This is a genomic window from Bradyrhizobium sp., assembly GCF_049581145.1.
Classification (GTDB): Bacteria; Pseudomonadota; Alphaproteobacteria; order Rhizobiales; family Xanthobacteraceae; genus Bradyrhizobium.
In genome coordinates this window covers 1-9,596 of record NZ_JBAURI010000198.1, presented here as the reverse complement: position 1 = coordinate 9,596, position 9,596 = coordinate 1, and the positions used below count along the sequence as shown (strand labels likewise).

6 protein-coding genes are annotated in these 9,596 nt (G+C 66.5%); all 6 read right to left on the bottom strand.

Features of this window, described 5'->3' with window-relative positions; genetic code table 11:
• Positions 1–77: 77 nt before the first annotated feature.
• Positions 78–392: a lipid-A-disaccharide synthase N-terminal domain-containing protein gene (locus tag WCB02_RS06595; protein ID WP_423957032.1), complete on the bottom strand. Its 315-nt coding sequence runs from the start codon at positions 390–392 to the stop codon at positions 78–80.
• Positions 385–1,146 (bottom strand): glycosyltransferase family 2 protein, encoded by a 762-nt coding sequence (locus tag WCB02_RS06590; protein ID WP_423957031.1) that lies wholly within the window; start codon positions 1,144–1,146, stop codon positions 385–387. The genes WCB02_RS06595 and WCB02_RS06590 overlap by 8 nt, the downstream gene beginning before the upstream one ends.
• Positions 1,147–1,252: 106 nt before the next feature.
• Positions 1,253–2,044, bottom strand: a complete 792-nt coding sequence (locus WCB02_RS06585; RefSeq protein WP_423957030.1) for a phosphatase PAP2 family protein — start codon at positions 2,042–2,044, stop codon at positions 1,253–1,255.
• Position 2,045: 1 nt separating this feature from the next.
• Positions 2,046–3,788: an ArnT family glycosyltransferase gene (locus WCB02_RS06580; protein ID WP_423957029.1), complete on the bottom strand. Its 1,743-nt coding sequence runs from the start codon at positions 3,786–3,788 to the stop codon at positions 2,046–2,048.
• 144 nt (positions 3,789–3,932) lie between these two features.
• Complete coding sequence (pbpC, locus tag WCB02_RS06575; RefSeq protein WP_423957028.1) at positions 3,933–6,131, bottom strand: penicillin-binding protein 1C; 2,199 nt, start codon at positions 6,129–6,131, stop codon at positions 3,933–3,935.
• Positions 6,132–6,141: 10 nt separating this feature from the next.
• Positions 6,142–9,596, bottom strand: a 3,455-nt coding sequence (locus WCB02_RS06570; RefSeq protein WP_423957027.1) for an alpha-2-macroglobulin family protein, incomplete at its 5' end; no start/stop codon positions are given.

The window sequence follows — 9,596 nt, the reverse complement described above, 5'->3', positions numbered from 1 at the left end:
GCTCAACCCATGCCGCGACGACAGCCTTCAACGCAGAAGCCGGCCCGGCGTGACCGCCCGCATTTGCGTGCTGCACGCTACCGGCCAGCCACCGGCCGTTTGGTGATCAGGATGAAATAGAGATTGCGGACATAGACGATCAGGCCGAGCGCCTGGCCCGCGATGAACACCGGGTCCTTGCGATACAGCGCGTAGATCAACAGCAACAGGCCGCCGCCAAGCGAGAAGAACCAGAACGCCACCGGAATGACGCTGGCGCGGGCGCGCTCGGAGGCGATCCACTGCACCACGAAGCGCATGGTGAAAAACCCCTGCGCCACGAATCCGAGCACCACCCAGGCGTCGAACTTGGTGACGAAAACGTCGTGCAGGTAGCTGATCAGGTCAGTCATGAGACGTCACCTCGGTCACCACGGGCGCAGGCTTCTTGCGGCGGATCAGCCACCAGACCCCCGCCAGATCCATGATGCCGATCCAGAGCCGATCGAAGAAGCCGTAGTTCGACACGCCCGACCGCCTGGGTCGGTCGACCACGTCGACATAGGCGATCTCGTAGCCTTCCCGACGCATCAGCGCGGGAAGAAAACGATGCAGCCCGTCGAAATAGGGCATCATCAGAAACACCTCGCGCCGGAACGCCTTCAGCCCGCAGCCGGTATCGCGGGTGCCGTCGTGCAGGATCGCATTGCGGATCGCGTTGGCGGCGCGCGACTGCAATTTCTTGAAGCCGGTATCCTTGCGCCCGACCCGCTGGCCGGCGGCAAGACCTGTGTGGTCGCCGCCGCTTTCGAGCGCCGTGATCAGATCCGGCAGGAACGCCGGGTTGTTCTGCCCGTCGCCGTCGAGCGTCGCCACGATGGCGCCGCGCGCGGCGCGGACGCCGCTGCGCACCGCCGCCGACTGGCCGGATGACGTCGCATGCTTGAGCTGGCGCAGATTGGCGCGCTGCTTCATGATGAAGGCGAGCCGATCGGCGGTCGCATCCGTCGAGCCGTCGTTGACATAGATGATTTCATAGGGCCAGCGGCCGTCGAGCGTGATGGCGATTTCGTCGATCAATGGCGCAATGTTGTCCGCCTCGTTGCGCACGGGAACCACGATCGAGACCGCCACGGCGTTACCGGTAGAAGACAAATCAGAGCTCATCCTGTGCGTTGGCCGGGGTCGTTGGCGGCAGGATGCAGCCCGCCCCGGCGCTTGCGGCGTCCGCTTTTATGGGGAGAGAGAGCCCCGGGCAACCCTTTAAACCGGCCTATCTCGGGACAATTTTGCCATCGTCATGAATGGCGAAGCCGAGACGGCGGACCGCAAACCAATGCCGCACCACCATCGCACCGATCACGCCGATCAGGGCGCCGGCGACCACATCGCTCGGATGATGCGCCAACAGCAAGAGCCGGCTGCCGCCGATCAGAAGCGCATAGATCGCGACGGCAATCCGGGTCCGCGGCCAGAGCGCGGCGATGGCGAAGGCGAGCGCGAAGCTCGTGACCGCATGCGCGGACGGAAAACTGAAATGGGCCTCGGTGCCGTTGAACGGCATGAAGTTGAACACGTTGGCCTTGCCACCGACGAACGGCCGGCCGCGGCCCACCACCCATTTGACGATCTCGGCGACCAGGACCGGCAGCAGAACGGCGAGGAACAGATACTGCGTCTGTGTGCCGAACCGCAGCAGCCGCCGGCGCGGCGCTCCCCGCAACGCTGGACCGATCAGGGCAATCGCGATCAGGATGGCCGCGAGCGCCTCCAGCACATAGCCGTCCTTGCCGAAATCGGTGATGATGCGGACCGGCCAGAGGCCCGGCGTCCCGCGTGGCGGCATCAGACCGATTTCGGTGGCGTCGAAGCCTGCCATCAGCGCGGCGACCACGACCGCGCCGATCACCGTCAGCCACAGCGTTTGCCGCTTTAGCCTGCCGGCCGCCTCCACGCGCCGCGGCGCCGAGGGCGGCCGCAGCAACACGCCGGCGGAGCCGCCGATCAGCGCCAGACTTTGCGGAACGTAGCCTTGGGATTCGACCGCAACTGATGAAGTGGGCATCTCACTCCGTTCCTTCGGAACGGAAGATGGCGATCGAGATCGGCCTGCCCTGCGAGATGTTGTAGCCATCGATCCGGGTGGCGACGTTGTAGCGCAGCCCGATGGCCTCGGCGCGCTGGGCGAAGGCGCGCTCGGTGCGCTGCTCGACCAGTGCGAAGCGGCAACTGCCCTGGCTGAGGAAATCCGCCGCGCCGGAGCCATCTGTCAGCAAGGTCGCGGTATTGGTCATGAAGACAAGGCTCGGCTCCTGAAAGCCGGAAGCCGCCGCTTTCGGTCCCTTGCATACCACGTTGCGCAAGGCGTGTGCGATCTCGGCACTCGGAAACAACGGCGTCAGCGCCGGCGTCACCACGCCAAAGATCGCGAACGCCAGGAACATCGCCGCCACAACGCCGTTCAACAGCGAACGCTCGGCGCGGTTGTCCTCGTAGAGCAGCCAACCGAACAGGCCGAAGATCAATGCCGCCGCCACGAACGGCCATGCCACGAACACCGGCTGCCGCGTCAGCGTGATCGCCCCGATCACGGCGATGATCGAGGCCAGCGCCGGGATCGCAAACCACCAGGCCGAGCCGCGCGCCAGCCAGGAGCGCGACAACACTCTTCGTTCCAGCGCGCCGATGGTCAGAATGGCGATCGCGGGATACAGCGGCAGCACATAATGCGGCAGCTTGGTCAGCACCAGTTCGAACACGACCCAGGACGGCACCAGCCAGGACAGAAGAAATTGCGCGCCGGGCTCCCGCCGCGCCCGCCATACCGCCGGCACCGCCATGGCCGCAAGCGGCGCGCCCGGCCAGAACGTGATGAAGAACAAGGCCAGGTAAAGCCCGGGCGGCGCGCCATGGGATTCCTGTGCGGCGAGCTTGCTCAACATGTCACCGCCGATGGAATCGGCGAAGAAGGCGTCGCCGGCGCGCCAGTAGATAGCGACGAACCATGGCAGCACCAGCACCAGCATCCACATCAGGCCCCAGACCGGCCGCAGCCGCCACAGCCATGATGCGCCGCGATCGAGGATCGCCAGCGTCACGATCGAGAGCCCCGCGAACATCAGGATCAGGGGTCCCTTGAGCAGGATACCGCCCGCGAGCGCGGTCCAGAAGATGATGGGCCAGCGCCAGGGCGGATGGGCTGGATCCTCGCCGCGCTGCCAGGACATGTAGATGCGTGCCAGCGCGCCCATCGCCGCAACCACGGTCAAAAGCAGCATCGCATCGGTCTTGGCAAGCCGCGCTTCGGCGCTGAGCAAGACCGAACTGCACAGCAACAGTGCGGCGAGCACCGCCCCGCGCCGCGTGACGAACGCCAGCGCCGCCCAGTAGGTCAACAGGACCGCGCCAATTGCCCCGATCAGCGAGGACATGCGGTAGACCCAGATCCGGCGGTCCGCCCCCGGCAGTCCGAGCGCGGACGCGGTTTTGACGGCGACCGCCTGCATCCAGTAGATGCCGACCGGCTTCTTGTAGCGCACGTCATCCTGAAAACGGATGTCGACGTAGTCCCCGCTCTCCACCATCTGCTTGGTCGCCTGCGCGAACCTTGCCTCGTCGCGATCGATCACCGGGATGGAAAAGAAGCCGGGCAGGAACAACAGCAATCCGCACAGCACCAGAAAGGCTGCGGCGCGGACGTGGCTGGCGGCGGCGAAATCGATGGCGCGGACGAGCGTGTTCCCTGGATTCACCAGGTTTTTGGGCTCGCGCGGTGCGCCAAATCGGGGGCGGGCATAGGTCTCGGCCATTGGTTCCGCATACGCCGAAACCATCCGGGCGACAACCGCTCGAAGCGGAACCGCCAAGACCTTGCGGCACTTTTCGGGTGCTTTTCAGGCGGGATCGTGAGCAAACGACGACCAAAGGCGAAGCGTCGCGCGCTTTCGGACTGACTATTGTATTCTGACAACAACCGTGTCCGCGGTCCCCGCGGCGTCGATCACGGTCAGGCGCGCGAAGCCCGGCCCAGGCGGATCGATCAGGCGCTGCCGGCGGCCGTCGATTTCACCGACCGACAGCCCGTTCACCAGCATGGTCATCGGCAGCACCCCGCCGGTCACCTTGACCGGCATGGCGGAAGCTTCCGCGCCGGCGGAGCGATCGACCGCGATGCGCGAGCCGTCGAGTGGGAACTGGATGTGAAGCGCCTGCTCGCCGCCGGCTCGCACCAATTCGCCCAGGGGCCGGAAGCGCCGCAGCGGCAACGGCAGCTTCGCATTGCTTGCGAGTAGCGCGCCTTTCGGCGGCCTCGGCAGCGCGACCGGCAGCTTGCCGGTGCGGGCGAAGGCATCGAACAGGATTGGCGCGGCGGCGGCACGGCCGACCAGACCCGGCACCGGCGCACCGTCCGGGCGCCCGACCCAGACCCCAATGGTCATGCGGCCATCGAAGCCGATCGACCAGGCGTCGCGGTAGCCATAGCTGGTGCCGGTCTTGAATGCGATCCGGCCATGCACGCCATTCTCCGGCGGCGGCGTGCCCATCAGCACGTTGCCGACCTGCCAGGCCGCGACCGGATCCATCAGCCGCAGCGGTTCGCGCCCGTTATCCGTCTCGCCGATGATCTCGCGCAACGGCCGCGTGGTGCCGAGCCGCGGCAAACCAGCATAGAGCATCACCAGATCCTGCAAGGTGACGCCGACGCCGCCGAGGCCCATCGCGAGCCCGGGCGCCTCATCCTGCGGCAGCGCCAGATTGGCGCCGGCCTGCCTGAGCCGCGACGACAGCCGGCTGGAGCCGACACGATCCAATAGCGCGATCGCCGGCACGTTCAGCGACAGCTGCAGCGCCTTGCGCACCGGCACCGTGCCCTGAAAGGTCAGGTCGAAATTTTCCGGCGCGTAGGAGCCGAAGCGGATCGGCCGATCCTCGATCAGGCTTTCGGGTTGAACGAAGCCGTCCTCGAAAGCGAGGCCATAGATGAAGGGTTTCAGAGTCGATCCCGGCGAGCGCAAAGCGCGGGTCATGTCGACCTGGCCGGCCCGGCGATCGTCGAAATAATCGGCGGAGCCGACCCGCGCCAGCACGTCGCCGCTCGCATTGTCGACCACGATGATCGCCACCGAAATATTGGGACCGAGCGCGACCGCGCGGTCCCGCGCGAGCGGTTCGAGCACCTTCTGCAGGCTCGAATCCAGCGTCAGCCTGATGAGCGGCGCATCCTTCATGCTGGCTGTGGCCTGATCGGCGGAATGCGGCGCCAGGATGGGGATCGGCTTGCGCATCCGCGGCACCGGCATGGCCTTGGCCTGCGTCGCGTCTTCCTGAGAGATGCGATGCTCCTCGACCATGCGGTCCAGCACGCGATCGCGCGCGGCTCTTGCGTTGTCCGGATAGCGATCGAGCCTGCGCCTTTCCGGCGATTGCGGCAGCGCCACCAGCAGGGCTGCTTCGGCTAGCGACAGCCGCTTCGGCTCCTTGCCGAAATAGGCAATGGATGCCGCGCGGATACCTTCGAGATTGCCGCCATAGGGCGCCATCGTCAGATAGAGATCGAGGATCTGGTCCTTGCTCATCCGCCGCTCGAGCTCGAGCGCGCGCACGATCTGGCGCATTTTGGCGTGGACCGAGCGCTGTCGGCGCGGCTCGAGCAGCCGGGCGAGTTGCATCGTGATGGTGGATCCGCCGGACACGATATGGCCGCGCGTGACCAGCTGGAAGGCGGCGCGCCCGAGCGCCAGGGGATCGACGCCGTCATGAGCGCGAAAGCGCTGATCCTCATAGGCCAACAGCAGGTCGAGATAGCCGGGGTCGACGTCCTTTCTGGCATCGACCGGCAACCGCCAGCGGCCATCGGCCATCGCATAGGCGCGCAACAATCTGCCGTTGCGATCGACGACGGTGGTGGAGACGTGGCCGGCTTGGGACAGAGGCAGAGGTCCGAGCGAGACCGCCCAGGCCGCGAATGCGCCGGTGATGATGATGGCGGCGAAGGCGGCCGCGGCGAAGCGAACGGCGCGTCGTTTCAGAACGCCGTCATGGCCCGGCTTGTCCCGGCCATCCACGTTCTGGTCGTCGACAGGCGAAATCGTGGATGCCCGGGACGAGCCCGGGCATGACGACGGAGTCGGCGGAGGGGCCGTTCCACTCATTTCGGAATACTCATTTCGCGGCCAGCACCTCGACGCTGCCGGTGCCGGTGCGGCCGTAGCGCGAGGGATTGTACATGTCCTCGACAGAGGCCTGCGGCAGCACGTATTTGCCCGGCGTCACCGCCCGCACCACATAGGCGACCGTGAACACCGATTTGGAATCGGTGGCACGGTCGAGCGCCGCGGTGAAGCGGTCGTCACGGAACTCGGTGTTGACCGGCTCCTCACCGTCCTCGATCCAGTCCAGCGCGCCGCTGTCGCCGGACGACACCAGATGCGGATTGTCGATCTCGAGTCCGGCCGGCAGATAGTCCGCCACCATGATGTGTCCGTATTCCGGCGTCGCTTCGGTGATCCTCAGCACCACCGCGAAGCGATCGTTCTGCCGGGCCTTGCTGATATCGGCCGGCTTGCCGTCGAGCGTGAAGTAATTGCGCTCGATCTTGAAACCGTTCGATGCCGCCGGCTCAGGTGTGACCGGCGAACCGGATACCGAGACCACCGCCTGCACCGGCGCGTCGCCGGTATTGGTGATGGTGACAGGCTTGGCCGCCAGGTCGGAGGCCTTGTAGTTGCGATAGAGCGCGGCCTTGATCGGCTGCCCGTCGAGATCGAGCATCATCGTCTCCTTGGCGAGCGCGCGGGCCGCAAGCACCATCCAGGCGTCTTCCTGCGTGGAGGTGTAAGGCGAAAGACCGCGCGCCGCTTCGACCCGCAACACGGCCTGGGTCAGCGTCGCATGCGGCGCGTTGCCTTCGCTGGCCAGCGACACCAGGGCGGCGGCATCGCGCAGCGCAGAGCCGTAATCGATGCGGCCGAATTCCAGCACGGGTTTCGGCGACAGGCTGTCGAGCGCCGCGGCATAGACCCGCTCCGCCCGGCTGCGGTCGCCGACCAGCGCCAGCGCAGCCGCCAGCTGCGATTTCGCGATCGGGGTGGCGATATCCTTCAGCTTGGTGTCGGCGAGGTAGCGCAGATCGCCGATTGGCGCCGCGCCATTGCGCGCGAGCACGTAGAGGCCGTAGGCGAGATCACGTCCGCCGTCCTTGTCCGGCTCGTTGGCGTTCACGACCGCGTTGCGGATGCGGTCGAGTGCATTCCTGAACAGCACGTCCGGCACCACGAATCCCTTTTCGCGGGCGCGGGTCAGGAAGTCCGTGACATAGGCATCGAGCCAGGCATCGTCGCCCCCCGCCGACCACAGGCCGAACGAGCCGTTCGAGCCCTGCCGTGCCAAGAGCCGATCGATCGCATCCTTGATGCGCTGATCGACCTCGGTATCAGGGGCAAGATGGGCGCCGGCCGCGAGCTCGTTGAGATAGAGCAGCGGCATGGCGCGGCTCGTGATCTGCTCGGAGCAGCCGAAGGGATAGCGATCCAGCGCCTGCAGGATGGCAGCGGCATCGAGCGCGGTCGACAGGCCCGCCGACAGCGAGACCGTGCCGGTACCCGGCACCAGGTCGGAGAACATGTCCGAGGACAAGGTCAGGCTCTCGCCTTTCGCCAGCATGCGGATCGAGCGGCGCGCCAGGACCTGCGTCGCCGGCTTGACGTCGAGCGTGTAATGCCGCGCCAATGTCAGCCCGTTCGGCCCCTTGATGTCGACATCGATCTCCGTGGTTCCGATCCCGCTCGCCTTGAGCCCAAGCGTCATCGAGGAGCGCTGCTTCGCGGCCAGTTTGAGCGTGGTCGCGGCGTTGCCCGAGACTTTCGCTGGCCCCGCAGCGTTGACCTTGACGACGTAGTCGCCCGGCGCGCCCTCGACATTGTCGAGATCCATGCTCATGGTTCCCTGATCGCCATCGAGCAGGAAGCGCGGCAGGGTGGCCGTCAGTACCACGGGATCGCGGATCGTGACATCGGTGGTGGCGCGGCCGAGCTTGGTCGCGGTCCACGCCACCGCCATCACCCGCGCGGTGCCGGCAAAATCCGGAATCTCGAAGCTGATCTCGGCGGTACCGTCGGCCGCGACCGTGACGATGCCCGAATACAGCGCCAGCGGCTTTTGCGTCGGCGGGCTGCCCTGCAGCTCCGCGCCGCCGGCGTCGCCGCCGGACCTGATCTGGCCGCGCGTGCCCTGCATGCCGTCGATCAACTGGCCATAGAGATCGCGGATTTCCGCGGTGAGCTGGCGCTGGCCGAGATAGTAATCGTCCGGTGCCGGCGGCTTGTAGTTGGTCAGGTTGAGGATGCCGACATCGACGGCGGCCACCACCACCTTGGCGTCCTCGCCGGGACTGAGCCCGCCGAGTTTGACGGGAATCTGGAGGGTCGCGTTCGGCCGCACCAGGGCCTGCGGCGATAGATTCACCGCCAGCGTCCGGGCCTGCTTGTCGATGCCGAACCATTTCAGGCCGATCGCGCGGCCCGGCATCCGGGAGGCCGCGACATCGAGCGGACGGCGCAAGGTCGCCATCACGTAGGCGCCGGTGCCCCAATCCTTGCCGACGGGGATCCTGACCCGCGACGCGCCCTGCTTGACGTCGAGGCTTTGGGTGGTCAACAGCCGGTCGCCGAGCACATTGACCGTGAGCCTGCCCGCGGTGCGCGCGTTCACGGTCACCAGCATGGTGTCTCCGGACTGGTATTGCGGCTGGTCGATCGACGTCTCCAACAGATCGGGCGTGTCGGCGCTGCCGTCGGAATACCAGCCGACGTCGAACTGCACCGAGGTGATCGGTCCGTCGGGCTCGCTCGATTTGACGTCGAGGCGATAGCGCCCGGCCTGCGGCGTCAGCGTGATCTCGGTCGGCTTGTCGGCGGCAACAGTCAGATCGCCGTCGGCGACGCGGGTGGTCGACTTGACCGGCTCGTAATCCCACACCGCATTCTCGCGATACCATTGATAGCGGGATTCGAGTTTCATCAGCTCGTAATGCAGGCCGTCCCGGGCCAAGGTCTTGCCGTCGGGCGAGACGAACACGATGTCGAACTGCGCCTTGTCGCCTTCGGCCACGCTATTGGTGCCGAAGCGCGGCTTGACGCCGATCTCGGCAGCGGCTGGCGCGACCGGCAGCACCAGCTTGCGCTCGACGGCGCGGCCGCCGGTCTCGGCCATGCGGATGAAGATCTGGGCTTCCTGCGGCCGTGTCGAGGCCGGGGGCTTGTCGATACTGACCGGGAAGGTCGCCTTGCCATTGGCGTCGGACTCGGGAAGGTCTTCGATCGGCGTGCGCTCGTTGGAGGTGGTCTCTTCATCGGCGACACCGAATTGGTAGCCGGGAAAGCCCGGCCGTTCGGCTGCGGGCGCGACCAGCATGTCGCCTTCGAGCGCGAGATTGGAGGCCGGCGCGCCGTAGAGGAAATGGCCGTCGACCTTGAGCTCGACGGGCGCATCCGCCTTGATCAGCGTGTCCTTGGAGGTCAGGTCGAATTCGAGCCGCTCCGGCACGTAATCCTCGACCATGAAGGTGGTTTCGCCGACCGCTTGCCCCTTGGGATCGGTGAACGCCCGCACCCGCCAGG